The following is a 24,854-nucleotide window of genomic DNA, read 5'->3' as shown; positions in this document are numbered from 1 at the left end:
TCCGTTTCTAAACTCTATCCTTCATTCAAATTTTTAGGCTATTTATCAGGTTTTGAACGCTCAATTGCGCACAACGTTCTCGCGCTCTTGCGATGGTGGGGATTCGAGAAGCCTTGTTTTCGGTTATTCACTAATTTTTCAAGTACAAAACCATCTTTAAATTCAGCCTTAAACCCCACTATTGCAAAGCGTGTGTTAGGCGATCGGCAAAATAGGTGTGATTTGAATCAAGTTCATTTTTTGTTTAGATCTTTTCAAGCTTAATTTCTGTTGTGTCTTTTAAACTTATTCTATAAAAAAATAAATTTCTATAATTTTCATATAAATCAGTGTTTAAGATTTTGTGTAATTTTTGAGGCTGTTTTTTTCTTAAAATTTTTATAATATTAATTTCATATTTTCCTTTTATAAATTCAATTGAATCCATCAAAAGATTATTTTCATAATTGCAATAGCATTTTATTGACATAGTGTCTTTATTTTGATAAAAAGTGTAAGTTTTTGGCGAGGGGATAATGCTTTTTTCTTGATTTAAAACAAGTTTTCCATCAATATTCAGGTACTCACTTTTTGCAAGAACGTTTTTATCCGTAAAACTAAATATTCTGACATCATTATTGTTTGTTGACTTTTTTATGTCTTGAGATTTACAAGATTGTGTAAACCAAATGATAAATATATATATAAATGCTTTTTTCATATTTAAATTCCTTTTATGCCTTCTTCAATACCTTTTTTAACAATATTCAATAATCGTTTAATTTCACTATCCTTCAAATCTTGTTTTGCTTCTTGTAGTTTTTCAATGTGAAAATGACCAGTTGCTAAAGTAGGTCTTATTTCACTGCGCATTTTTCCAACTCTATAAAAGATTTCATTGGAAAGATAATCTCCACCCGAACCTTCGTTTAATATTTGTTCGCTTTTAGGAATTGTATTTTCTGGATGTGAAACATTATCAAATTTCCAGTTAAATTTTACAAACGGAGCATTAGCAAATGTTTTTGGTAAAGTTGTTTGTATCCATTCAAACTTAGTAGAAACGGCTTGCGAACCATTTTCTCTTATAAAATTTTCATTATCGTTGAAACCTCCTCTTCTTGAGGTTCCAAACATATCAATAACATTTTCCTTAGGACGATATTGACTAACAGTAATAATCATATCAACTTGATTAATCCAAGGTTTTATATATTTTTCAATAATTCCTTCTCCTTGTCCTTTTGCATTATCTTGGTTTCCATCAAAATCTGTATACCTGACTGGTACAATCATAGTTTGAATATAACAATTTCCAATATTTATGTCATTTAAACTCAATGCAACACAACCGGAAGGGTTGGATTGTAAAATATTTCCAATAAAATTAGGATTGTCAAATTGATTTAGAATAAACGGGTCAAATCCAGTAATTAAAACTTTTTTCTTACCACCAGCTTTTGAGAAATCTATTCCGTTATAGTTTCTGCTTTTTTCTTCAAAAACCTGAATTATTTTCTCGAGTTCAGTTCCTTTTTTGACTGTACTTTTTTCAAAATCAATATCTTTCTCAAAAATAGGATGACGTTTCAAGATAACTTGCATAGTAAGTCTAGCCCAATACAAAGGACGGTCGTCCAAAAGTGCTGGCACTTTTGTTACTATCGTTTTTTCTTCTCCTGTTTTTGGGTCTTTGTTTTTTGTTGTAAGATCATGACCTTGAACTTGCCAAAGGGCTTCGTCCCAAAGTTTTTTTGCGCTTGATAGCACTTCTGTTCTAATTTGGTCAACGGTTAAATCTCGATTGTCTTCGTGAATGTATTCTGAAAAGCCATCGACAATGGTTTTAAAATCTTTTACGCTATCGATGAATTTGTTTTCATAGTTGGTAAGTAAGTCTTTTGTTCCAGGATTATCAGTATTGAATAATCCGATTAGTTCTTCGTAGTTCCGTTTGTATGCGATTGGTTTTAATCGTTGTCCTTCAAGTGGTAAATAAACTGGTTTTGCTTCAAAACTTATTTTAACATAAAATTCGTTTAAATCTTCTTCTTTTATTTTGGTTGTTTGCTCGTCATAATCGTAATATTCAAAATCATCGCTATACCAATTTGGGTTGAGTTCAAAAAGAGATGTTTCATATTGGTTATCTTTGACAGGAACAAAACCCCAACGAAACCCGCTACCGTTCATCATATCAAATTTTTGATTTTTACTTTTCGATTTGCCTTGTAGCGTGAGATAAATCATTGCTCCATCTTTAGCGTCTTTGGTAGTAACTTTTATTTTAAGCTTTTTGCCGTACCAAAAATCTTTTGTGTTTTGATTGAGTAATTTATTATTTTCGTCAAAGAATTCTACTTTTTCAACTTTTGGGTGTGTTGTGTAATGTTTTTCAGGTGGTACATAATCTCCAAAAATAAGTCCATTTTCTACCCCTGTCTCCGTAATTGTCCCACCAGCATTGTCTGTAATACTTTCGCCCCAAATATTATGGTTCCCTACAGTAGTTTTTGTGATTTTACCCCCTACAATTGTAGTCTTGCTTCCTCCTACAAATTCTTTTGTCGTTTCTCTCATTTTTTCTGCGGTTTCTGTTGTTATTGCTGTCGCCTAACTAGTATATATGCGAAACAAACCTTCGTGTATATATCCACCAGTTGGGTAGATTGGCGAAGGTTTCTTTCGCTTTATTTATTTTCCAAAAGTAATTAAAAAAGATTACAAATCATCGAATGGGCTTTTAATTTGTTGAATACTTTTCGTACTTACATGGGTGTAAATTTCGGTGGTTTTACTGCTGCTATGTCCGAGTAATTCTTGTATATAACGTAAATCAGTGCCGCTTTCTAGCAAATGTGTTGCAAAACTGTGGCGAAGCCAGTGCAATGTAACGGGTTTTAAAATTCCAGTTTTTTGCAATGCTTGTTTTAATATGAGTTGTAAACTCCTGGCGTCATAAGGCATTCCAGCTGTTTGTCCTTCAAATAAATAGGTAGTTGGTTTGTAATCTTTATAGTAATTCCGCAGCATTTCCAATATTTTGGGGCTTAACGGCGCAATTCTGTCTTTCTTTCCTTTTGCATTTTTTAACATAACCAGATTTCTTTTGGAATCAATATGTACCGGTTTTAGGGCTAGTAGCTCTCCACAGCGCAATCCACAGGCATAAATTAAACTCAACATGGTTTTGTGTTTGGTATTGCTGTGTGCATTCAGTATCAATTTTACTTCTTCCTTGCTCAAAACATTGGGTAATAATTTAGCGCGTTTGGGACGATGAATTTTATCGAGTTCTATTTTGGTTTCTCTTACGGTTGCGAAAAACAACTTAATCGCGTTAACGATTTGGTTTTGATAGGATGCTGATAAATTGTTATTTAATATGTATTCGTTGTTGTACCGTATGACATCGTCATTGTTGATTTCGGCTACTGGTTTTTCGTTGTAAAAGGTCAGAAAGGATTTTAAAGCTTCGGTATAGGTTTTTATGGTGCTGTCACTGTAGCGTTTAGATAATAACCAGTATTTGAATTTTTCTATTTGTGCGATTCCTTCTGCCGAAGGGTGCTTGATCGGGGTTTCGACAATCTGAAACTTCATTCGGTTCTCGAAGGTGTCGGGCAAATGCCAAACGCCAAGAGTTTGGCTCCATTGGGATCCTGCTTGTTGCTTGATTCGGTCTGTCCAATCGGGATTTTTTTCGAAATAAATGGCGATTCGGCTTTCGCCACGGCGTTTGATGAGTTGTGCTTTCCAGTTCATAAGGCGTATAGTTGAAGTGTAAATATAAGAAAAATATTTCAGAAGATGGGAAATGAAAGATGGAAGTTGGAAAATTGAAGTTGGAAGTTGGAAGAGGGAAGAGGGAAGAAGGAAGTTGGAAGACAGATGAGAGAGGGTAGAATTTATATGAAAATAAACGTAAAGTTTTCCACGAAATTATCATCTCAACGAAGGACAATATTGAGGGATTTCTTGAGACGATTCTTTCCTAATACTGATGATTTTGTTCTTGTATTCAAATAAAACTACATTTATCTCATTTCAAATTGTACCCAAAAAAACAAGCTGCAATCCCAAATTTTCTGGAATTGCAGCTTATATGATTTTTGAAAAGCAAAGCTTCTTATGAAAACGGATGCCCTAGCCCTGATGGAAGGGAAAATCCTTGTTTGCCGGGGTTCGGCAAACAAGATTGGAATGACAGCAGGAAATAGCTCCTTCCTTCGACACTTCGACTTCGCTCAGTGCATGCACAGCTCAGGATTCGAATAACGGAATTGTTTAATTTACTCTTTATTGCTATAATATTTTTTTCTGAACCAAAAGGCGACATTGACCAAGGCGATTAAAGCGGGAACTTCGACTAGTGGGCCTATGACACCCGCAAAGGCTTGGCCGCTATTGATGCCGAAAACACCAATGGCTACTGCTATGGCCAACTCAAAATTGTTCCCGGTGGCGGTAAAGGCAATGGCGGTTGACTTGGAATAATCGGCGCCAAAGTACTTACCGATGAAGAAACTCACGACAAACATAACGACGAAATAAATCACTAGCGGAATGGCGATGCGTACGACGTCCATTGGGATTTGGATGATTAATTCCCCTTTGAGGCTGAACATTAATACGATGGTGAACAGTAAGGAAATTAAGGTAATAGGGGAGATGAAAGGGACGTATTTGGTCTCGAACCATTCGGCTCCTTTGGTGGCAATTAAGGCGTAGCGACTGATGATACCCAAGGCAAAGGGGATACCGAGGTAGATGCCCACACTTTCGGCAATTTGTCCAATGCTGATGTTGACTTCAAACCCGTGATACCCAAAATAGGGCGGGAGTATGGTAATGAAAACATAAGCATAAACGCTGAACATTAGTACTTGGAAGATGCTGTTGAGGGCGATTAAACCCGCGGCATATTCTCGGTCTCCGTCGGCTAGGTCGTTCCAGACTACGACCATGGCGATGCAACGCGCGAGTCCGATGAGGATAACGCCAATCATGTATTCGGGATAACCGTTTAGGAATAATAACGCTAAGGCAAACATTAAAATTGGACCGACAATCCAGTTGAGAAACAGGGAGGCGCCCAGTACTTTGGTGTTTTTGAAGACTTCTCCCATTTGTTCGTACTTGACTTTGGCTAGTGGCGGATACATCATCAGGATTAACCCAATGGCCAATGGAATATTGGTGGTTCCGCTCGAAAACGAGTTGATAAATCCACTACTCGATGGAATAAAATATCCGATGGAAACGCCCATAGCCATGGCTAGAAATATCCAAAGGGTAAGGTTGCGGTCTAGGAACCCTAATTTTTTTCGCTCTAAAGCGGGAGCACAATTATTTGCTGACATAATTTATTTGGTTTATACGAAATCTAAAATTAGACACGAATTTCACTAATTTTCACTAATTAATTCGTGCCAATTCGTGAAATTCGTGTTTATAATTGACAGTTTTAATTCTTTATTTGTGAAAAAACATAAAACAGTTCGGTTGCAATTTGGATGCTTCGTTCCTGATATTTCTCGGCTTGTTGTGGGGTGTTGTCAAAGGCTTTTGGGTCTTCGAAGGTGATGGGGATTCGTTTTTCGGCTCCTGCTATGAATGGGCAACCTCCATCGGCGGATGAACAAGTTAGTATCGCTGCAAATTCACTTTGTGGGTTGAAAGTGTCATCGTATGTTTTGGAAAAGCAAATCAATGGATGATCGTTTTCGTTGTATTTTACACTATACACAGGATTGTTACCGTTGGAAAGGGTTTTGATTTGGAAACCGGTATTCGTTAATGTTTGGGCTACCATGGGGAATAAAGCGGTGGCTTCGGTTCCGCCCGAATAGCTAAACATGTTTTTTATGTTGTAATGAGCCGCTGCGGTTTGCGCCCATATTTGGGACAAATGGCTTCTTCGGGAATTGTGGGTGCAAATGAAATTGAGACGGATGTCTTGGTTTGTCGTTACTTTCGATTGGATGAAATCTACAAGCGGTTGCAAAATGGTTTTGCGTTCGGCTGAAATGCTTGCAAAATTAAAAGCGTCGATGGTACTGCTGATGTCAGTAAATAATGTGTTTTTGGTTTGTGTCATTTAGAATGTGTTTTTGGTTGGTATGCTAAAGGGCAGACTTCAATTATTTTTATCTTTTAAAATCTGCTGAATCTGAGTGAAAATATAGGCACGCAGATTAGACAGATTTTTTAAACTAGTGTAACTATTCAGCCTAACAAAAATTTTACACGAATTTCACGAATTAACACGAATTCAGGATCAAAATTGAATCTAATTTCACAAAAAATAAACAATCTCACAATGCAATTTGTGCAAATTTGTGTAATTCGTGTCTGTTTTTCTTTAAATCCTACGCTAATTTGGTGTAAGCTGAATAGTAATAAATTAGATTATTAGCAGCATCCTCCACCAGGAGTGCAACAACTGGATTCGGTTGCTATTTCGGACAGTTGTGTTTTTTGTTTTTCTTGCGGGGGACAGCATTGGTCTACTGCCAAACAGGCGGTTTGTTTGTTCAGTAATAAAAACGTCTCACCATTATAACCCAAATCGTATTTTCCGATGGTGGTGTCTTGGTATTCGACCTCGATTTCAAGATCTTCAAGCTCCAATGTTTTTTCGGATAAGGCGATAATGTTGATTAATTTTTGGGCTTTCAATCGGTGTTCAAAATCATTGGCATCCCACAATTGAAAATTCACAACGGATTCCTTGCGAACAGTTCCGCCGCAGTCAATAAAATTTTTGGTAATCATTCCAACCTCGGTTACATGGAAATGTTCCGGTACGAATGTGCCGTTTGGCAACTGAAAAGTTACTCCTGTTGCAGTACTTAAGTGTTTTTTAATTTCTGATAGTTTCATGTGGAGAGAGTTTAAGAGTTTAAGAGTTTAAAAGTTTAAGAGTTTAAAAGTTTAAGAGTTTAAAAGTTTAAGAGTTTAAAAGTTTAAAAGTTTAGGGGTTTAGATGTTTAAGGGTTTAGATGTTTAAGGGTTTTAGATTTTAGTACTTTTTTATTTTCTACTTTCTACTTCATCTTCCATCTTCGTGCTTCCATCTTCGTTCTTCGTTCTTCCATCTTCCATCTTCCATCTTCCATCTTTTCAACAACAATTATTTTTCTTTTTATCGATATATGAACTGATCAACTGAAAAAAGTCTTTGATTTTCTCAAAGCCCGCTTCGTTGATGCAATAGCAGGCTGTGTTACCCTCGACATTGCCTTTTATTAAACCGGCGTTTTTTAGTTCTTTCAGGTGTTGAGAAACGGTAGGCTGGGCCAAAGGCAATATATTTACGATATCTCCGCAAATGCAACTATCCATTTTTAATAGATATTCGATAATGGCAATACGGGCAGGATGACCAATGGCTTTTGCCAAAATAGCTAATTCGTTTTGCTCGTCTGTAAAGTGTTCTGTTTTGGTAATTCCCATTGTTATATATTTATATTGCAATATTACGATATACTTTTGAGATAAAAAAGTAAAATAGATTAAATTTTGCTTTTAAGGAATTGTTTGGTTAGTTTTCAGTCGCAGTTTTCAGTCCAACAAGGCGGGTACTCTGTGAGAGATTCGCTTTGATTCATATTGTTAAGAAAGAGAATTACAATTTTTGCAGACAACTCTGGAAACTGTGACTGTGACTGAAAACTGCATTGTTAAGAAAGCGAATTACAATGTTTACAGACAACTCTGAAAACTGCGACTGCGACTGAAAACTTTTACCTAAATAGTTACGAATTTTCAGTTTGTGTTAATACAACATTTGCACTAGTGGCGTTACTGCAGAAGCCGATTTTGGCAGTAAAGCAGTAAGTGCAGTAAATTGTGTTGGACTAATCAAATTCTTCATTTTTGAAGAGAAATCAGCTCTGTTTTCAGTCATTTTTGAAGCGTAACCCGCCTTATCGGTTGTCATAGTTGGCAAAATATTTTTCTTTTTGTTTAATGTTTCATTTACCAATGAATTTACAGCTGGTTTTTGCGCGTCGGTTAATTTTAATTTTGGAGACAATATTCCCATTACTTGGTTAGAAATACCCGCCACATCAAATGAAGTTGACGAGGCAGTTGCTGCTGTTTTACTCACGGTGTTGGCTGCTTTTGTAAGGTCTCCCATACTTTGTGCATTGGCAAATGAAATAGTTCCTAGAAGTAGTGTTGCGATAATAAGTTTCTTTTTCATGTTTTTTTTGTTTACATTTTGTCTTTGAATAAGTTGTTTTTTGTTTTAGGTTTCGAAAATCAATTTGGTTAGATAAAGATAGGAATTTTTGTGGTTTTTTTATGTTTTATTCTGTGGTTGAATTGCTATGAATCCATCTGTATTTTTATTCGACTTTAGATTGTTAAAGTTTGAAAATATATTCTATATTTGTTTTGTAAGTTATTTTACGATAATCAAAAAAATAATAATTAATGAAAAAATTTTTAGCATTCCCGGTATTGTTCATTTTATTGACTAGTACAAATTTTTTATCGGCTCAGGAGTCCGCTGACACAAAAAAAGCAGATGAAAAAGCTGCTAAAGTGGCAGAAAAGCAAAAGAAAGCTGCTATGGAGAAAGAATTATTTGACCAAGTATTTAGTAGTGTTTCTTCTAAAAAAGCATCCACCGTAGTATTGAAAAATGGTGAAACCCATATTGGTTATTGTGATGGTGTGAATAGAAAGAAAGGATTGATTTCTTCTTTTGAAATAAAAGATAGTATTACTGGTAAAAAAGACGAATTTGTAGCTGACCAAATAGCTGAAATATATTTGTATCCAACAGGATATGAGTCTGCAATGAAAATGGATAAATTATTGGGTAATACAAGTAATTGGGGAGGTAAAAAAGATCTAAGTAAAGTTAGTAATAAAGGAAGTATTCGTTTAAAAAATCAATTGGTTTCTTTGAATAATAAAAAAGAACCAAAAGAATATATAATGCAATTAATCAATTCTGATTTCAGTAGCGTAATTGAAGTATACGGAGATCCTGTAGCTAAAGAAACTGGAGGTTTTAGTGTTGGAGGAAGCCCACAGTTTGGAGGAGGCGTAATTAAATCATATTATGTAAAAAAAGGGGATAAAATAATTTGGTTAGAAAAATCGGAATTTAAGGATCGCTATAATGAATTATTTGGAGATAATGCTGATTTTATAGCACTGTATCCAGCGGATAAAATGAATTGGGACTATTTTAGTTTTTTGGTTTTGGAATATACTAAAGCAGTAGAAAAAGCTTAATTAAGATTCGATTTATTCTATAGAAAAAGCTCCATTTTGGGGCTTTTTTTTATGATAACTTGCTCTGAATTTTAAGTAAAAATAAACAAGAAAATATTTAATTTTTTTGGTTTTAAATAGAAATAGAATACTTAGTTTTACCAAAATTAAATTTTAAAAATATGAGAAAAATATTCTGCTTTTTATTTGTTATTTCTATTTCTTTAAACACTTATTCACAAATGAATATTGCTAAAGAGAAATCCTTTAAAGTAAGTGAGCCTTACAGAGTTTTTGATGCAAAAACTAAACTTTATTTTGCAAAAGGAAAGGAAGCTATGGCTTTAAAGTTTGATGGAGATAATATTGTGATCCAGAAATTTGAAATAGAGAAACCTTCTTTTGTAAAAGAAAAAAAATATGAAAAGTTCTTTCCAAAAAATTATGCTGTTGAAGAGATAACAGAACTAAATAATAAATATTACTTTTTCTTTTCGTCATGGGATGGAGATAATGAAAAAGAACAATGTTTTTCAATAGAAATAGATTTTGAAAAAGGAGAGTTTGTTGGGTCTCCAAAATTAATGTTTCAAGTTAATGGTAAGATTGCGGGAAATACTGTCATTTCTATGACTAGTGCCTATGGATATGCTATTAAACCCGGTTATAAGTTTAAGTTTTTAAAATCGAATGACAATAAAAATATTTTAATTGAATATAGAAAAAAACCCGAGGTAAAAAGGGATGTGAATAGTTTTGATATTATTGGGTTATATACTTATGATAGTAATTTGAATAAGATGACTAATAATGAATATACAATGCCATATACAGAAAGAAGAATGGATAACCTAGATTATCGTATAGATAATAAAGGGAATTTGTATGTTTTGGTAAAAGTTTTTCATGATGACAGTTATGATGATAAGAAAAAAAAGAAAGATACTGAATCAAATTATCACATTGAATTATTTGTGATTAAATCGGGTTCTAATAAAATTGAAATTTCAAAATTTGAAAATAAAGATAAGTTTATAAATAAAATTTGGTTATTTGATACCGATAAAAATTTTCTTGTTTGTGCTGGATTTTATAGTAAAGGTGGAGATGTGGATTCTTTAAAAGATATAGATGATATTGATGGAATAGTTACATTTAAACTAAAATCAGATGGAGTGATATATGATAAATCTTTTATTGAAATTCCTACCGAGATTTTGAATCAGTATGAAACCGAAAGAACAAAGAAAAAGAATGAGAAAAAAGAAAGAAAAGGGGAAGGAGCTCAGTTTAATGATTTGGAATTAAGTGAGTTAATTGTGAATAAAGACGGTAGTGTTCTTATTGTTGGAGAACAACATTTTAAAGTTAAAAGAGGATCTCGTTCAATAGGTCCTGGGGTGAGTATGGATTATTATTCCTATCATTATTGTGATTTGTTAGTGACTAAGATTACTTCAGATGGAAAAATTGATTGGATGAAAAAAATCCCTAAAAATCAAAAAGGAATGTTTGAATTAGGTGGTTTGTCTTTTAAATATTTTAACGCAAATAATAATCACTATTTTGTATTTCTTGATAATGTTAAAAATATCGATTTGCCTTTGGATAAAGCACCAGAACAACATAGTGATGGTCAAGGAGGGTATTTAACTGCCGTGAAAATTGCTGATTCAGATGGGACGTTAGTAAAAGAAACTATTTTAAATGCTAGAGAAGTAGAGGATTTTGAAATTTTTCAATATGCAACGAATAGAGTCTTTAAAACCGGTGAAAATTCATTTATGTTTGAAGCTTATAAAAAGAAGAAAGAAGATGTTATGATTAAAGTCAATTTGAATTAATAAATATAGAAATAAAATCAAATCATGATAATGTATAAAGCTCCATTATTGGAGCTTTTTTTTATAATGATATTTCTAAATTGAATTATTAAAATTTTAATTAACCATGAAAAAATACATTGTTTTATTGTTTTTGTTTTCTTTTTCGTTTGTTTCAGCACAACGATTTGATATTATTTGGGGAAAGATGAGTAATCTCAAAGGAATTCCAGCCTTCAATGTTATTTTTGATTATACGAATTTGCAAGTAGAAGGTTTTGAAACTGAAGAAGCTTTTCTTGCTGATAAAATGGAAAAAAGGAAAGATTTTGAAGGGAAACCGGAAAAATTCAAAAAGGATTGGTTTGAAAATAGGGAAAATAAGTATGAACCTAAGTTTATCGAATCCTTCAATAAGAGATTTGATAAAGGAGAAATAAAATGTGACAAGGACCGTGATTTAAAATACACGATGAACATTAAAACCACATGGATTTATCCAGGTTATAATCTCGTTGAATTTAGTCAACCAGCAAAAATTAGCGCTACAATAACAGTTATAGAAACAGCTAATCCGGATAATATCCTACTTGTAATTAAATTTGATAAATCAATTGGTTTGGCACAAGGTATATTTGAGTTTGATGAAGGATACAGAATTGCTGGCGCTTATGAAAAACTGGCAAAAAATATGACGATGCAATTAAAAAGATTTTTATAATAAAAAACCCTAGCAATGCGCTAGGGTTTTTTTGCTTTATGCTTTTTCCATATCTATAACATGAGCCATGTTTTTTATTAAGTTGTCATGTTTTTTGACAAAAGGATTTTCTTCATCCCAAACATAACCTGCTAGGACGGCACAAATTTTTCGTTTTACGTCTAAGTCAGCTGGTTGATGAAAAAAGAGTGTTTGTAGGTTCCCCGTGTACCATTCTTTTACATAAGTGGTAAAAACAGCAATTCCTCTTCTCATATACCCTGTAAATTCGGTTTCCCAATCGACAGTTAAGCCTTGTGATTCTTTTAAGAAAAGTTTGGCGGCAAGCATCCCTGATTCCGTAGCAAATGCAACACCTGATGAGAATACGGGATCCAAAAATTCTGAACTGTTTCCAGTAAGAGCGAAACCATCTCCGTACATTTGTTTTACAGAGCGAGAATAATTTTCTAATTTTACAGGCTCAAATAAGAAATCTACTCCAGCAAAACGTTTTATATAATAGTCTGATAATTGAATTGCATTTTTCAATGCTTCGGCATTGTCTTTGTTTTGGGAAAGCGAATTGATAAATGAAGTTGGTCCAACTACACCAAGACTTGTATTACCGTTTGAAAAAGGAATAACCCATAACCAAACTTCGGTTTCTAGAATGTCAAAAGAAATCATTGTTCCTTCTTCCCCTTGCGGACGATTGATGTCAACAACGTGGGTAAATATAGAGGAATGCGGATCTAGTTTTGAAGGAGTATCTAAGTCTAATAATCTTGGTAAAACTCTTCCGTAACCACTAGAATCAATTATGAATTTAGCATGTATTTCTTTTAAATTTCCGTTGATGTCTTTTACAACGGTAATTGAATTTTTTCCTTCAAAAGAAACAGAAATCACTTCCGATTCAAATTCTAAATCAATCCCTTTTCGGATCACTTCCTGAGCCATAGTGTTGTCAAAATCGGCTCTGGGTACTTGCCAAGTCCAATCCCAGCCTTCTGAAAATTTATCGCTAAAATCAAAAACGCAAATTTCTTCTCCTCTTATAAATCGGGCGCCCAATTTTTTTTCAAAATTCATGGCATCCAAGCAGTCAAATAATTCTGCTTCCGCAAAATGATCCATCACTCTCGGGATAAGGCTTTCGCCAACAACAATTCTAGGAAATTTTGTTTTCTCTACTACTTTTATTTTTATTCCGTTTTTATGAAGATAAGAGGCCGATACACATCCAGATGGCCCTGCTCCTATAATTAAAACATCTACGAATTCTTGTAACATTTTTTATTAAAATTAAATTTTTGTATTATTTTTATGTAAATTTTTTTAAAGTTTCTATCAAATATAGAATCCAGCAAATTCAAAAGAATTCTAAACTACGAAACTCTTTTTTTACACTTTATCAATGTGTGGCTCATTCCTATTATGTCATGCATTTCATCAACGACAAATCCAGCTTTTTCAATCACTTTTAAAATGTCTTCAGAATGAAACATTTGGCTGTTACCATTGGCAACTGCCGTAAAATATAATGAAGTGGCATGTAAGCTATATGTTGATGCTTGAAATTTTTGCAAATCCCAAAAAGTCTCCAAGATGTAAAAACTAGCGTCATTTGTCATAGCCTCATATGCTCTTCTAAAAAGACCGTAAATTTCTTCTAAAGAAAAACAATCAATAAATTGACTCATCCAGATAATGTCATTCCCTTTTGGAAACGGAATAGAATTGTCTAATAAATTGGTGTCAATTGCCGAAATTCTATCTTCAAATCCAGCATCGGCAATGTTTTTTCGCGCAACATTGGCTTGTCCAGGTAAATCTAAAATGGTAATTTTTACCGTAGGGTCATATTTTGCACATTGCATAGAGAATTTCCCCGTATTACCTCCTACATCCAAAAATGATTTTGGATTATTGCCAAATAAAATAGGCATTATTTCTGGAAAAGTATAATCTGAATAAAAATGATCAAAGTCAAACCAGCTTTTTTTAATTTTTTCGGGTAATTCAGAAAGTCCAATATAAACGGTATCCCAATCTCCTAATTCTTTTAATCCAGCAGGTTTTCCATTTACAATAGATTCTTCAAGATGATTAATAGCAAGATAATTTACATCTTGAGTAAAATCCATATTGATATTGGTCATTTTGTCTCTTAAAATAAAATAACCTGTTTTTGTTAATATGAATTCATTGTCTTTCAAATAAACCATTTCTAAACTTAATCCGGCTTCAAGCAAAACTTTTACACCATATATTGACAAATTCAATTCGGCAGCAATGGTTTCTATACTTGCTTTGTTTTTGTTAAATAGGTATTCTAATATACCTAAATTGCGTAATGATTTTGCCGCTTGAAACATAATTGGGGCAAAAGCAATCTTTTGTGCATCTAAATTTGCTTGAACGACATTCTTTTTATCTGAACCAAAATCTTTCATTATTGTTAATTTTTTTTGTTTTTTTTTAGAGGAATTTTATTTAAGTTATTGATTGTGTAGCTATTAAAAGAATAAATAAAATATTACGCAAAAAAGTGTTGTCATATACTATTGTAAGTGATATTATGTTACATTTGCGTCCGTCAAATTAACCACAATATATTCTAAATAAAAATTAATTTTGAATTTATTTAGTTATAAATAATACTTGTTAGTAATGAATACAATTAATGAATATTTAAGTTTAAAAGAATTCGAAGCTGTAATTTTTAAAAACGGCAAAATAGACATCAGTCAAGTTGTTCTTGATAGAGTAAATGAAAGCTTTGATTTCTTGAAAAATTTTTCGGTAAATAAAGTTATCTATGGTGTAAATACCGGTTTTGGACCAATGGCACAATACCGTATCAAAGATGAAGACCGTATACAATTGCAATACAACTTAATTAGGAGTCATGCTTCGGGTACCGGAAAACCTTTAAACGCGATATGTGTAAAAGCTGCAATTTTGGCCCGATTAAATACGCTTTCATTAGGTAATTCAGGTGTTCATCCTTCTTTAATTCAATTAATGAAGGAATTAATAAATAGAGATATTACCCCTTTGATTTTTGAACATGGTGGAGTAGGTGCTAGTGGAGATTTAGTGCAACTAGCCCATTTAGCTTTGGTCTTAATTGGTGAAGGTGAGGTTTTTTATAAAGGAGAAAGAAGACCTACTCAAGAGGTTTTCAAAATAGAAAAATTAGAGCCAATTCAAGTAGAAATTAGAGAAGGTCTGGCTTTAATGAACGGAACTTCGGTAATGACTGGGATAGGTGTAGTAAATGTGCATCATGCCAATAAATTATTAGATTGGTCTCTTAAGTTTTCTTGTGCTATAAATGAGATAGTTCAAGCGTATGATGACCATTTTTCAGAAGAATTAAACGCGACGAAACGCCATAAAGGACAACAAGAAATAGCATCAAGAATGCGTGCTAATCTTGCTGATAGTAGTTTAATAAGAAAAAGAGAAGACCATTTGTATTCGGGAGAAAATACCGAAAATATTTTTAAAGAAAAAGTTCAGGAATATTATTCTTTACGTTGTGTACCTCAAATTTTAGGACCCGTTTTAGAGACAATTAATAATGTAGCTTCTATTCTTGAAGAGGAATTTAACTCTGCAAATGATAATCCGATTATAGATGTAAAAAACAAGCATGTCTATCATGGTGGTAATTTTCATGGGGATTACATTTCTTTGGAAATGGATAAATTAAAAATTGTAATTACAAAATTAACGATGTTGGCAGAACGTCAATTGAATTATTTATTGAATTCAAAAATAAACGAAATACTTCCTCCATTTGTAAATCTTGGAACTTTAGGGTTTAATTTTGGTATGCAAGGGGTACAGTTTACAGCCACTTCTACCACTGCCGAGAATCAAATGTTGTCGAATCCTATGTATATTCACAGTATTCCAAACAACAATGACAATCAGGATATTGTAAGTATGGGAACTAATGCAGCGGTTATAACTGCAAAAGTAATTGAGAATTCTTTTGAAGTTTTGGCTATTGAATTGATAACTATAGTTCAAGCGATTGACTATTTGGAACAAAACGATAAAATTTCATCGGTTACCAGAAAAATCTACGATGACGTTAGAAAAATCATTCCAGTATTCAAAGAGGATCAAGTAATGTATCCTTTTGTGCAAAAAGTAAAAGACTATTTGATAAATAATTAGTAATTTGCTCGTTTTTTAATCCTTTAAATTATAAAACATGAAGAAATTAGTATTGTTTTTTGTAATATTTTCTCAGTATATCAATGCGCAAGAATTAGCATTAGTTAGAAAAGAAGGTAAGTTTGGTTATATCTCAAATGTGGGTGAATTTGTAATTCAGCCTAAATATAAGACAGCCAAAAACTTTTCGGATGGATTAGCAGCTGTTGAGGATAATGGAAAATGGGGTTTTATCAATGCCAAAGGAGAATTGGTGATACCAGCTACTCTAGACGATGCGAAATATTTTCATGATGGAATTTGCGTAGTTGCCAAAGATAAAAAATGGTTTTATATCAATAAAAAGGGAGAGGTTCAAACGTCGCCAAGTTCTGATAAAGTCTATGATTTTGAAAACGGAGTTGCTTTTATCAAACAAGGAGAAAAAATTGGATTGATAAACAATAAAATGGAGGTTGTTCTAAAACCAAAATATGATGTTATCAAGTCTTTTGAAAACGGTTATGCCAGAGTGAAAAACAATAATCAATGGGGAATAATTGATAGTACAGGTAAAGTTGTTGTAGAAGTAATTTACGATGAAGTTGGAAATTATTTTAAAAACACAACTTGGGCAAAAAACGGAAGAGGTTTTGGTATAGTTGTAGCTGGAAAATTCATTGATGTTGATGGAGCAGACAAAATTTGGGATTTCTTGGTTCAAGACGTTACTTATGCCAGGAAATATGACAAAGTAGGTTTTATCGATTTAAAAGGGAAATGGATAATTGAACCCAAATTTGATAAAGTAAAAGCATTTAATAAAAATTTAGCGCCAGTATTAGTTGGAAAAAAATGGGGTTTTGTTGATGTGAAAGGAGTTGTAGTTATTGAGCCTATATATAATGATGTAGAGGTTTTTAGTGCAGATGGATTAGCTCCTGTAAAAGATAAAAACTGGGGGTTCATTAATACTACGGGAAAATTAGTAATTCCAACTCAGTATATAATTTCGGCAGGAGGGCTTTTTTCTATTTTAAAGGATGATGAAAAAGGTTTCGTAAATGGTTTAGCAAGAGTAAAGAACGAAAATAAATGGGGTTTTATCAAACCAGACGGTTCTGTTTTAGGAAACCAATGGTTTGAAAATGCAGAACCTTTTCAAAAATAGCTTCGGCACGCTCAGCTACCGGCATCAAGTTTCGGCTATGCTCAGCTGCCGATGACCGAAGCAATTCGAAAATTAAGCTTCGGCTGCGCTCAGCTGCCGATGACCGAAGTATTCTGATAATCGAAGCATTTCGGTAGCTGAGCGTAGCCGAAGCTAAAATCTAAAATTATAATATGAAGTGTGTTTTAGTTACAGGAGGTTCAAGAGGAATTGGTAGTGCTATTTGTCAAAAATTAGCATTAGATGCCGATTACCATATTCTTATAAATTATCAATCTAATAAAGAAGCTGCCGAGAAAACACTTGAAGAAGTGATTAAAAATGGCGCTACTGGAGAGATTATTCAATTTAATGTAACCCATTTTGAAGAAGTAAAAGAAGCTTTAACACAATGGCAAGAGGCTAATCCTACTGCTATTGTAGAGGCAATAGTGAATAATGCTGGAATTACAAAAGACGGATTGTTCATGTGGATGAGTCCAGATGATTGGTCAAGTGTTGTGAATACTAGTTTGAATGGTTTCTTTAATGTAACCAACTTTTTTATTCAAAAAATGTTACGCAATAAATACGGTCGTATTGTAAATATAGTGTCACTTTCTGGGGTGAAAGGAACTGCTGGACAAACCAACTATTCAGCTGCCAAAGGAGCTGTAGTGGCGGCAACAAAAGCCTTAGCTCAGGAAGTTGCTAAAAGAAATATTACTGTAAATGCAGTAGCTCCAGGTTTTATTAGAACCGATATGACAAGTCAACTCGATGAAAAAGAACTCATAAAAATGGTTCCTGTAAATCGTTTTGGTGAAGCCGAAGAAGTGGCTGATTTAGTTAGTTTCTTAGTTTCTAAGAAATCCAGTTATATAACGGGAGAAGTTATTAATATTAATGGCGGAATTTATTCATAAAAAATTACATTACAGCAAATGAACAAGAGAGTTGTCATTACAGGGATGGGAATATATTCCTGTATAGGAACGTCGTTAGACGAAGTAAAAGATTCTTTATATCAAGGAAAATCTGGTATTTCTATTGATCCAGAGCGTAAAGAATTTGGTTTTCGTTCTGCTTTAACGGGTATGGTTCCTAAACCAGATTTGAAAAAGTTACTTTCAAGAAGACAAAGAATTAGTTTAGGGGAAGAAACAGAATATGCGTATATGGCAACCATAGAAGCCTTAAAAAACGCTAATATAGACGATTCTTTTTTTGATCAAAATGAAGTGGGTATCATGTACGGTAATGATAGCGTTTCTAAAGCTATTATTGAAGCTACAGATGTTATACGCGAAAAAAAGGATACAGCTTTAATTGGTTCTGGTGCTATTTTTAAATCCATGAATTCTACAGTAACGATGAATCTCTCTACAATTTTCAAATTGAGAGGAATCAATCTTACTATTAGTGCTGCATGTGCCAGTGGTTCACACTCTATCGGATTGGCTTATTTTTTAATAAAAAGCGGTTTTCAAGACATGATTATTTGCGGAGGCGCACAAGAAATCAATAAATATGCCATGAGTAGTTTTGATGGTTTGGGTGTTTTTTCTCCTAGAGAAGATGATCCGGCCAAAGCTTCAAGACCTTTTGACTCTGGTCGTGATGGATTAATTCCTAGTGGCGGAGGGGCAACATTAATATTAGAATCGTATGAATCTGCTATAAAAAGGGGAGCAACTATTCTGGCAGAAGTGGTAGGTTACGGGTTTTCATCGAATGGTGGACATATCTCTACTCCAAACGTAGAAGGGCCTTCAATAGCCATGCAAAGAGCGTTGGATGAAGCAGGTGTAAAGCCAAGCGAAGTAGATTACATCAATGCTCATGCTACATCTACACCCGTAGGTGACGAAAATGAAGCCAAAGCTATTTATGCCGTTTTTGGAGAAAGTAATCCATATGTAAGTTCTACAAAGTCAATGACTGGGCATGAATGTTGGATGGCAGGAGCTAGTGAAGTTATTTATTCTATTTTGATGATGCAAAACGATTTTATCGCACCAAACATCAACTTAGAAAATCCTGATGAAGATGCCGCAAAATTAAATTTGGTTAAAACTACGATAAATAAAAAAATTGATATATTTTTGTCGAATTCCTTTGGCTTTGGAGGAACAAATTCAGCATTAGTTATCAAAAAGTATAAAGAAAACAGTGGAAATTAGCATGTTATAAAATTGGTTGTAAATCAAATCTGACATGCGAATCGAAAATAGAAACTCTAATAAAAGTTGATATACGATCGGTTAATGTAAATAATAAAAATATATAAATTAATTCATGAATAAAGAAGAAATAATAGAGAAGATTAATGGGTTCTTAATTGAAGAATTTGAAGTAGATGGAGACGACATTCAGTTAGACGCGAATTTAAAAGACACCTTGGGATTGGACAGTTTGGATTACGTAGATTTAGTAGTTTCTATTGAATCTAATTTTGGTGTAAAATTAGTCGAAGTTGATTTTGTTGGGATCGACACGTTTCAAAGTTTTTATGACTTAATTGAAAATAAATTAAAAGTTAAAGCCTAATTTATATTTTTTAGATGTATCAAACCATCTAAAATCTATTCCCGTCCCGAAACTTCGGGATCGGGACTAAAATCTAGAATCTAAAAATGAGCGAATGGGATGGAAAATCAAAAGGAACTGTTTTAGGGTACAAAATCTTTGTTTTTTTTATTAAAAAAATAGGGATTAAGTCGGCCTACCTTATTCTTTATTTTGTAGCTTCCTATTATTTTATTTTTCTCAAAAAAAACAATGCCTCTATCTTTTACTATTTTAGAAAAAGATTGGGGTATTCCTATTTTAAATCAAAGCAAATGGTTTTCAAAAGTTATTATACTTTTGGGCAAACCATCATTGATAAAATAGCTATTGGAGCTGGATTAAAAAGTAAGTTTACTTACGAACATGATGGTGGTGAGATAATTATCAAATTATTAGAGGAAAAAAAAGGGGGTGTTCTTATTAGTGCTCATATTGGTAATTTTGAAATAGCGGAACATTTTTTTAGTGAAATTGATGTGAATTTTCAAATAAATCTCGTTACTACAGATTTAGAACATTCTACAATAAAAAATTATCTTGAAAGTATTACACAGAAACCAACTATTAAATTTATAATCATAGCAGATGATTTGTCTCATATTTTTGAGATTAATGCTGCTTTGGCAAGAAACGAATTGGTTTGTTTTACGGGAGATCGATACTTTGAAGGCGTAAAGTCTTTAAGTGAAAATTTATTAGGTCAGGAAGCTCTTTTTCCTGCGGGGCCTTTTTTAATAGCCTCTCGATTAAAAGTTCCTGTTGTTTTTGTTTATGTAATGAAGGAGCCTAATTTGCATTACCATCTTTATACAAGAGAAGCCAAAGTAAAGCATCGAGATGATAAAGCGCTCTTGAGAGAATATACAGAAAGTGTTGAGAAAATGATTGAAAAATATCCATTGCAATGGTTTAATTATTTTGATTTTTGGAACCAATTAAAGAATAAATAATTTAATATTTTAGTTAGACTACAATTCAGTTTTTTCATTGATTTTGTATTTTATAAAACAGCATACAAACTATGGAAGAATTCGATTCGATCATTATAGGATCAGGTGTTGGAGGATTGGCAACTGCAATTTGTTTAGCACGTGCCGGTCAAAAAGTTTTGGTTTTAGAACAACATTACGTTCCCGGCGGTTGGAGTCATAGTTTTACTTTAAATGGACAACGATTTAGTCCAGGAGTCCATTATGTGGGACTTATAGACGCGGGTCAATCTACAAATGAATTGTATCGAGGACTAGGTATTGCAAATGACATGGTTTTTTTTCGAATGAATGAAAACGGATATGAGCATGCTATTATTGGTAATGAGACTTTTCGTTTTCCTTCGGGGGTCGAAAATTTATCTAAAACTCTTGTTGAACGTTTTCCAAAAGAAGAAAAAAACATAAAAGAATATTTGACTCTTGTGCAAAGAGTGAGTAGAGAGTTGCAATTAATACCTAAGTTAAAAGGATTTTGGCAAAATATTACAGTACCCTTTAGAACCAAACACTTTGGTAAATTTTCTTTATTTCCATTAAAAAGAGTAATCGGTTGGCATATCAAAGATCCTTTGTTGAAGGCGGTTTTGAATGTACAATGTGGAGACCATGGGCTTTCGCCAAAGAGAGCTTGTTTTCCTGTACACTGCTCTGTAATGAGTCACTATTTTGATGGCGGTTTTTATCCCATGGGCGGCGGCGGTGGTATCGTAAAAGCTATGACCAATGGTGTGAAGAAGCATGGGGGCGAAGTTCGAGTGAAACAAGATGTCGAAAAAATAATAATAGAAAACAAAAAAGCAATTGGTGTTCAGCTTAAAGATGGAACGATAATTTATGCAAAAAATATTGTTTCAAATGCAGATCCAACTATTACGTATTTGGACCTTATTGGAAAAACAAATCTTAGTAAAGGATTGGTGAAGAAATTAGAGAAAACAAAGTATTCGGTTACTTCTCTAATTTTATTCTTGACTTTGGATATGGATGTCACTCAATTTGGGATTGATTCGGGTAATATTTGGATGATGAAAGATGAAAACGATGATGCAAATTTTGATGATTTAATGAATAATGATATCACAGAAGGCGATTTATTTCCAGCGGTATTCATAAGTTGTACCACAATTAAAGATCCAGTGAGTTTCAATGGTAGGTATCATAACTTTGAAGTAGTAACTTATGTGAATTATGATAATCTAAATGATTTTAATGGATTAGCCGATTATCATAATGCAGCATATACTATTTTTAAAGACAAAGTGATCAATAAGTTGATGAATAATATCGAGAAAATTATTCCTGGGGCGAAAAATAATTGTGTTCAAGCAGAGTTGGGTACTCCTAAGACAAATGAATTCTATGTTAATTCAACAAGAGGGAATGTATATGGAACCGAAAAAACGTTAAATCAAGTTGGCCCTTTCTCCTATAAAAACAAATCCGAAATCGACAACCTTTTTCTTTGTGGAGCGAGTACTCTTTCTCATGGGGTTGGAGGCGCTACGCATTCGGGAATTGCAGCAGCTTCGGCAATTTTAGGGTGTAAACCTGATGATTTAATAATTGAAGATGCCAATCAAAAGCTACGAATTTATGATGCAGAAGATGCTACAACATGGCCGGATTGGGTTCATGTTAAGAGAGATCATAAATCAAGAAATTTTAAAGAAATAAATGTCTATTAGGCTTATCTGTTAATATAAGTTATATTCGCTTTTTTAAAAACCACATATGAAAAACGTTCTTGTAATCTATTATTCCCAATCAGGACAATTAGAGTCTATTGCTAGGAATATTGCAATGCCTCTTTTAAATTCGAGTGTAGTAAATGTATTGTTTCACGAAATCGAGCTTGTTAAACCATTTCCTTTTCCTTGGAATAATGATGCGTTTTTTGGTGCGTTCCCTGAATCATTTTTACAGATTCCAACACTATTGAAACCAGTTCCAGAAAATATAATGAATACAAAATTTGATTTGATTTTATTGCATTATCAAGTTTGGTATTTGACACCTTCTGTTCCTGTAAATTCTTTTTTGAAAAGTCCAGAAGCAAAAATTCTTTTGAATAATACACCAGTTGTTACTATAAATGGTTCCCGTAATATGTGGATTATGGCCCAAGAAAAAGTCAAAGTGTTATTAAAACAAAACAATGCGTTATTGAAAGGGAATATTGCTTTAGTAGATAGAGTTGGCAATTTGATAAGTGTTATTACTATTGTAGAATGGATGTTTTCGGGTGTAAAAAAGAGATATTTAGGTATTTTTCCTTTACCGGGAGTTTCGGAAAAAGATATTAATGAATCATCAAAATTTGGGGAAGTAATTCTTTCTTGTTTGCAAGAAAATAATTTGGATACTTTACAGGAAAAATTGCTTGACATTGATGCAGTAAGGGTAAGTTCTTATTTGGTTACAGTAGATAAAACGGCGAATAAAATCTTTACCAAGTGGTCTAATTTTATTGTAAATAAAGGAGAATCAAGAAAATCTTGGTTGAAAGTTTTTAAAGTGTATTTGTTGCTTGCTATTTGGTTAATCTCGCCAATAGTTTATATATTGCACGTTCTTTTGTATCCGTTCAAGATTAAAAAAATAAAGAAAGAAATAGAATATTATAAAGGAATAAAATAAGAATACTATGTTTGATGTTTATATTACAAGAGCGGCTAAGTTTTTGCCAAATGAAGCTATTTCTAATGACGAAATGGAAGATTATTTAGGACTCATAAATGAAACCGCTTCAAAGGCTAGACGATTAATATTAAGAAACAATAAAATCGTAAGCCGTTATTACGCTCTTGATAAAAATGGGAAAAGTACTCATAATAATGCGGAATTAACTAATAATGCTATTCAAGGATTATTTGATGAAAGTTTTACGGCATTAGATATGGAATTGCTTTCTTGTGGTACTACTACACCCGATGTTCTTGTTCCATCTCATGCGGCTATGGTACATGGATTATTAAAAAACAAAACGGTTGAATTGAATTCTTCTTCGGGAGTTTGTTGTGCGGGTATGAATGCCCTAAAATTTGGTTTTTTATCTATAAAATCAGGAAGTACTAAAAATGCTGTTTGTGTTGGATCCGAAAAATTATCGAGTTGGATGCAATCCGTTAAGTTTGAAAATGAAGTTGTGAATCTAAAAAATTTAGAGGAACAACCAATTTTGGCTTTCAAAAAAGATTTCCTTCGTTGGATGCTATCAGATGGTGCAGGAGCTTTTTTATTAGAGAATAAACCAAGTGGTGCTATTTCCTTAAAAGTAGAATGGATGGAAGCATACTCTTACGCTTTTGAATTAGAGACTTGTATGTATGCTGGTGGAGATAAATTAGAAAATGGAGAAATTAAACCTTGGAATGATTATAATCCAGATCAATGGTTAAAAGAATCTTTATTTGCATTCAAACAAGATGTTAAATTATTGGATGAATTTATTTTGGTTAAAGGTGCTCAAAGTATGAGCGATGCTTTGGCAAAAAATAATATTACTGCAGATCAAATTGACTATTTTTTGCCTCATGTTTCTTCTCATTATTTCGTTGAAGGATTGTATAAATCGTTGGCCGAAAAAGGAATGGATATTCCAATGGAAAAATGGTTTATGAACTTAGCAACTGTTGGTAATGTTGGTGCGGCTTCTATATATTTAGCATTAGAAGAGTTAATGAATTCGGGTACCCTCAAAAAAGGGGATAAAGTACTTTTATCGGTTCCAGAAAGTGGACGTTTTTCTTATGCTTACGCTTTTTTAACAGTTTGTTAATGGAGATAGATATCACAAATAAAATGGGGGATAAGGATTTTGTTCAAACTTTAATACCTCAAAGATTTCCATTTGTAATGGTAGATGCGTTGTATGATTATTCAGAGACCACATTAGTCTCGGGATTTACGATTCAAAGCGACGCTATTTTTTTTCAAAATGGTAATTTTATAGAGTCAGGTCTAATAGAACACATGGCGCAATCAGTAGCACTTCATACGGGGTATCAGTTTTATTTAAGAAAAGAAACTGCACCTACGGGTTATATTGGTTCTATAAAAGACATCATTATAAGTAAACTACCTAAACTTAACGACGAAATAAGAACGACAGTTTCTATTTTACAGGAATTTGGCGGAATTACTTTGGTCGATGTTGTTACAAAATTAAACGATGTTGAAATTGCCAAAGGTCAAATGAAGACCGTTTTGGCTAAATAATTTAGGTT

24 protein-coding genes are annotated in these 24,854 nt (G+C 33.2%); 14 read left to right on the top strand and 10 right to left on the bottom strand.

Annotation, left to right across the window (positions count from 1 at the left end):
• On the top strand, positions 1-264 hold a 264-nt coding region (locus FNW52_RS20995), incomplete at its 5' end, for a hypothetical protein (protein WP_221933415.1).
• On the opposite strand, the gene FNW52_RS18895 is transcribed toward FNW52_RS20995, so the two are convergent.
• From FNW52_RS18895 to FNW52_RS18860, 8 genes are all read right to left on the bottom strand, one after another.
• Positions 245-700 (bottom strand): hypothetical protein, encoded by a 456-nt coding sequence (locus FNW52_RS18895; RefSeq protein WP_143379030.1) that lies wholly within the window; start codon positions 698-700, stop codon positions 245-247. The genes FNW52_RS20995 and FNW52_RS18895 overlap by 20 nt on opposite strands.
• A 2-nt stretch (positions 701-702) precedes the next feature.
• A complete protein-coding gene (locus FNW52_RS18890; protein ID WP_143379029.1) occupies positions 703-2,559 on the bottom strand; it encodes a hypothetical protein in 1,857 nt (618 codons plus the stop codon).
• Between the two features lie 141 nt (positions 2,560-2,700).
• Entirely contained in the window at positions 2,701-3,744 is a 1,044-nt protein-coding gene (gene xerA, locus FNW52_RS18885) for a site-specific tyrosine recombinase/integron integrase (RefSeq protein WP_143379028.1), read from the bottom strand.
• A gap of 527 nt (positions 3,745-4,271) precedes the next feature.
• Complete coding sequence (gene arsB, locus FNW52_RS18880) at positions 4,272-5,342, bottom strand: ACR3 family arsenite efflux transporter (RefSeq protein ID WP_143379027.1); 1,071 nt, start codon at positions 5,340-5,342, stop codon at positions 4,272-4,274.
• A 104-nt stretch (positions 5,343-5,446) separates the two neighbouring features.
• Positions 5,447-6,079: a low molecular weight phosphatase family protein gene (locus tag FNW52_RS18875; protein WP_143379026.1), complete on the bottom strand. Its 633-nt coding sequence runs from the start codon at positions 6,077-6,079 to the stop codon at positions 5,447-5,449.
• Between the two features lie 314 nt (positions 6,080-6,393).
• Positions 6,394-6,864, bottom strand: coding sequence for a DUF6428 family protein (locus tag FNW52_RS18870; RefSeq protein WP_143379025.1), 471 nt, complete (start codon positions 6,862-6,864; stop codon positions 6,394-6,396).
• A 240-nt stretch (positions 6,865-7,104) separates the two neighbouring features.
• Positions 7,105-7,437, bottom strand: a complete 333-nt coding sequence (locus tag FNW52_RS18865; RefSeq protein WP_143379024.1) for a helix-turn-helix transcriptional regulator — start codon at positions 7,435-7,437, stop codon at positions 7,105-7,107.
• Between the two features lie 322 nt (positions 7,438-7,759).
• Positions 7,760-8,191, bottom strand: coding sequence for a hypothetical protein (locus tag FNW52_RS18860; RefSeq protein WP_143379023.1), 432 nt, complete (start codon positions 8,189-8,191; stop codon positions 7,760-7,762).
• A 233-nt stretch (positions 8,192-8,424) separates the two neighbouring features.
• Between FNW52_RS18860 and FNW52_RS18855 the strand changes: the two genes are divergently transcribed.
• From FNW52_RS18855 to FNW52_RS18845, 3 genes are all read left to right on the top strand, one after another.
• Positions 8,425-9,237, top strand: coding sequence for a hypothetical protein (locus FNW52_RS18855; RefSeq protein ID WP_143379022.1), 813 nt, complete (start codon positions 8,425-8,427; stop codon positions 9,235-9,237).
• A 161-nt stretch (positions 9,238-9,398) separates the two neighbouring features.
• The gene (locus tag FNW52_RS18850) at positions 9,399-11,060 is read left to right on the top strand and encodes a hypothetical protein (protein WP_143379021.1); all 1,662 of its coding nucleotides are present in this window, start codon (positions 9,399-9,401) and stop codon (positions 11,058-11,060) included.
• Positions 11,061-11,166: 106 nt separating this feature from the next.
• Positions 11,167-11,760 carry a hypothetical protein gene (locus FNW52_RS18845; RefSeq protein ID WP_143379020.1) on the top strand — a complete coding sequence of 198 codons (594 nt, stop codon included), beginning with the start codon at positions 11,167-11,169 and terminating at the stop codon, positions 11,758-11,760.
• 36 nt (positions 11,761-11,796) lie between these two features.
• On the opposite strand, the gene FNW52_RS18840 is transcribed toward FNW52_RS18845, so the two are convergent.
• Positions 11,797-13,035 (bottom strand): NAD(P)/FAD-dependent oxidoreductase, encoded by a 1,239-nt coding sequence (locus FNW52_RS18840; RefSeq protein ID WP_143379019.1) that lies wholly within the window; start codon positions 13,033-13,035, stop codon positions 11,797-11,799.
• A 95-nt stretch (positions 13,036-13,130) separates the two neighbouring features.
• Positions 13,131-14,198 (bottom strand): class I SAM-dependent methyltransferase, encoded by a 1,068-nt coding sequence (locus FNW52_RS18835; protein ID WP_143379018.1) that lies wholly within the window; start codon positions 14,196-14,198, stop codon positions 13,131-13,133.
• Between the two features lie 217 nt (positions 14,199-14,415).
• On the opposite strand from FNW52_RS18835, the gene hutH reads away from it, so the two are divergent.
• The 10 genes from hutH (at position 14,416) to FNW52_RS18785 (ending at position 24,846) form a co-directional block, all read left to right on the top strand.
• On the top strand, positions 14,416-15,936 hold the full coding sequence (gene hutH, locus FNW52_RS18830) for a histidine ammonia-lyase (RefSeq protein WP_143379017.1): 1,521 nt from the start codon (positions 14,416-14,418) through the stop codon (positions 15,934-15,936).
• A gap of 37 nt (positions 15,937-15,973) precedes the next feature.
• Positions 15,974-17,086, top strand: a complete 1,113-nt coding sequence (locus FNW52_RS18825; protein WP_143379016.1) for a WG repeat-containing protein — start codon at positions 15,974-15,976, stop codon at positions 17,084-17,086.
• 173 nt (positions 17,087-17,259) lie between these two features.
• Entirely contained in the window at positions 17,260-17,991 is a 732-nt protein-coding gene (gene fabG / locus FNW52_RS18820; protein WP_143379015.1) for a 3-oxoacyl-ACP reductase FabG, read from the top strand.
• 18 nt (positions 17,992-18,009) lie between these two features.
• Entirely contained in the window at positions 18,010-19,248 is a 1,239-nt protein-coding gene (locus FNW52_RS18815; protein ID WP_143379014.1) for a beta-ketoacyl synthase, read from the top strand.
• A 115-nt stretch (positions 19,249-19,363) separates the two neighbouring features.
• Complete coding sequence (locus tag FNW52_RS18810; protein ID WP_143379013.1) at positions 19,364-19,615, top strand: acyl carrier protein; 252 nt, start codon at positions 19,364-19,366, stop codon at positions 19,613-19,615.
• 86 nt (positions 19,616-19,701) lie between these two features.
• Positions 19,702-20,586, top strand: a complete 885-nt coding sequence (locus FNW52_RS18805; protein WP_143379012.1) for a lipid A biosynthesis acyltransferase — start codon at positions 19,702-19,704, stop codon at positions 20,584-20,586.
• Positions 20,587-20,657: 71 nt separating this feature from the next.
• Complete coding sequence (locus FNW52_RS18800) at positions 20,658-22,313, top strand: NAD(P)/FAD-dependent oxidoreductase (RefSeq protein WP_143379011.1); 1,656 nt, start codon at positions 20,658-20,660, stop codon at positions 22,311-22,313.
• 46 nt (positions 22,314-22,359) lie between these two features.
• A complete protein-coding gene (locus FNW52_RS18795; protein ID WP_143379010.1) occupies positions 22,360-23,265 on the top strand; it encodes a dialkylrecorsinol condensing enzyme DarA in 906 nt (301 codons plus the stop codon).
• A 7-nt stretch (positions 23,266-23,272) separates the two neighbouring features.
• Positions 23,273-24,406: a beta-ketoacyl-ACP synthase III gene (locus tag FNW52_RS18790; protein WP_143379009.1), complete on the top strand. Its 1,134-nt coding sequence runs from the start codon at positions 23,273-23,275 to the stop codon at positions 24,404-24,406.
• On the top strand, positions 24,406-24,846 hold the full coding sequence (locus FNW52_RS18785) for a hypothetical protein (protein WP_185966040.1): 441 nt from the start codon (positions 24,406-24,408) through the stop codon (positions 24,844-24,846). Before FNW52_RS18790 ends, FNW52_RS18785 begins: the two co-directional genes overlap by 1 nt.
• Positions 24,847-24,854: the final 8 nt, after the last annotated feature.

Origin of the sequence: Flavobacterium sp. ZT3R18 (assembly GCF_007097385.1) — a bacterium.
Classification (GTDB): domain Bacteria; phylum Bacteroidota; class Bacteroidia; order Flavobacteriales; family Flavobacteriaceae; genus Flavobacterium.
Note: the sequence above shows the minus strand (reverse complement) of the source record. Positions and strands in the feature narration are given on the sequence as shown.

What these genes read in the sequence shown, in the direction of transcription:
- FNW52_RS18875 (WP_143379026.1), bottom strand. Translation starts at nt 6,079, where the DNA reads ATGACACAAACCAAAAACACATTATTTACTGACATCAGCAGTACCATC.
- hutH (WP_143379017.1), top strand. Translation starts at nt 14,416, where the DNA reads ATGAATACAATTAATGAATATTTAAGTTTAAAAGAATTCGAAGCTGTA.
- FNW52_RS18855 (WP_143379022.1), top strand. Translation starts at nt 8,425, where the DNA reads ATGAAAAAATTTTTAGCATTCCCGGTATTGTTCATTTTATTGACTAGT.
- FNW52_RS18870 (WP_143379025.1), bottom strand. Translation starts at nt 6,864, where the DNA reads ATGAAACTATCAGAAATTAAAAAACACTTAAGTACTGCAACAGGAGTA.
- FNW52_RS18805 (WP_143379012.1), top strand. Translation starts at nt 19,702, where the DNA reads ATGAGCGAATGGGATGGAAAATCAAAAGGAACTGTTTTAGGGTACAAA.
- FNW52_RS18840 (WP_143379019.1), bottom strand. Translation starts at nt 13,035, where the DNA reads ATGTTACAAGAATTCGTAGATGTTTTAATTATAGGAGCAGGGCCATCT.
- FNW52_RS18795 (WP_143379010.1), top strand. Translation starts at nt 22,360, where the DNA reads ATGAAAAACGTTCTTGTAATCTATTATTCCCAATCAGGACAATTAGAG.
- FNW52_RS18895 (WP_143379030.1), bottom strand. Translation starts at nt 700, where the DNA reads ATGAAAAAAGCATTTATATATATATTTATCATTTGGTTTACACAATCT.
- FNW52_RS18800 (WP_143379011.1), top strand. Translation starts at nt 20,658, where the DNA reads ATGGAAGAATTCGATTCGATCATTATAGGATCAGGTGTTGGAGGATTG.
- FNW52_RS18835 (WP_143379018.1), bottom strand. Translation starts at nt 14,198, where the DNA reads ATGAAAGATTTTGGTTCAGATAAAAAGAATGTCGTTCAAGCAAATTTA.
- FNW52_RS18790 (WP_143379009.1), top strand. Translation starts at nt 23,273, where the DNA reads ATGTTTGATGTTTATATTACAAGAGCGGCTAAGTTTTTGCCAAATGAA.
- arsB (WP_143379027.1), bottom strand. Translation starts at nt 5,342, where the DNA reads ATGTCAGCAAATAATTGTGCTCCCGCTTTAGAGCGAAAAAAATTAGGG.
- FNW52_RS18785 (WP_185966040.1), top strand. Translation starts at nt 24,406, where the DNA reads ATGGAGATAGATATCACAAATAAAATGGGGGATAAGGATTTTGTTCAA.
- xerA (WP_143379028.1), bottom strand. Translation starts at nt 3,744, where the DNA reads ATGAACTGGAAAGCACAACTCATCAAACGCCGTGGCGAAAGCCGAATC.
- FNW52_RS18815 (WP_143379014.1), top strand. Translation starts at nt 18,010, where the DNA reads ATGAACAAGAGAGTTGTCATTACAGGGATGGGAATATATTCCTGTATA.
- FNW52_RS18845 (WP_143379020.1), top strand. Translation starts at nt 11,167, where the DNA reads ATGAAAAAATACATTGTTTTATTGTTTTTGTTTTCTTTTTCGTTTGTT.
- FNW52_RS18825 (WP_143379016.1), top strand. Translation starts at nt 15,974, where the DNA reads ATGAAGAAATTAGTATTGTTTTTTGTAATATTTTCTCAGTATATCAAT.
- FNW52_RS18810 (WP_143379013.1), top strand. Translation starts at nt 19,364, where the DNA reads ATGAATAAAGAAGAAATAATAGAGAAGATTAATGGGTTCTTAATTGAA.
- FNW52_RS18890 (WP_143379029.1), bottom strand. Translation starts at nt 2,559, where the DNA reads ATGAGAGAAACGACAAAAGAATTTGTAGGAGGAAGCAAGACTACAATT.
- FNW52_RS18850 (WP_143379021.1), top strand. Translation starts at nt 9,399, where the DNA reads ATGAGAAAAATATTCTGCTTTTTATTTGTTATTTCTATTTCTTTAAAC.
- FNW52_RS18860 (WP_143379023.1), bottom strand. Translation starts at nt 8,191, where the DNA reads ATGAAAAAGAAACTTATTATCGCAACACTACTTCTAGGAACTATTTCA.
- FNW52_RS18865 (WP_143379024.1), bottom strand. Translation starts at nt 7,437, where the DNA reads ATGGGAATTACCAAAACAGAACACTTTACAGACGAGCAAAACGAATTA.
- fabG (WP_143379015.1), top strand. Translation starts at nt 17,260, where the DNA reads ATGAAGTGTGTTTTAGTTACAGGAGGTTCAAGAGGAATTGGTAGTGCT.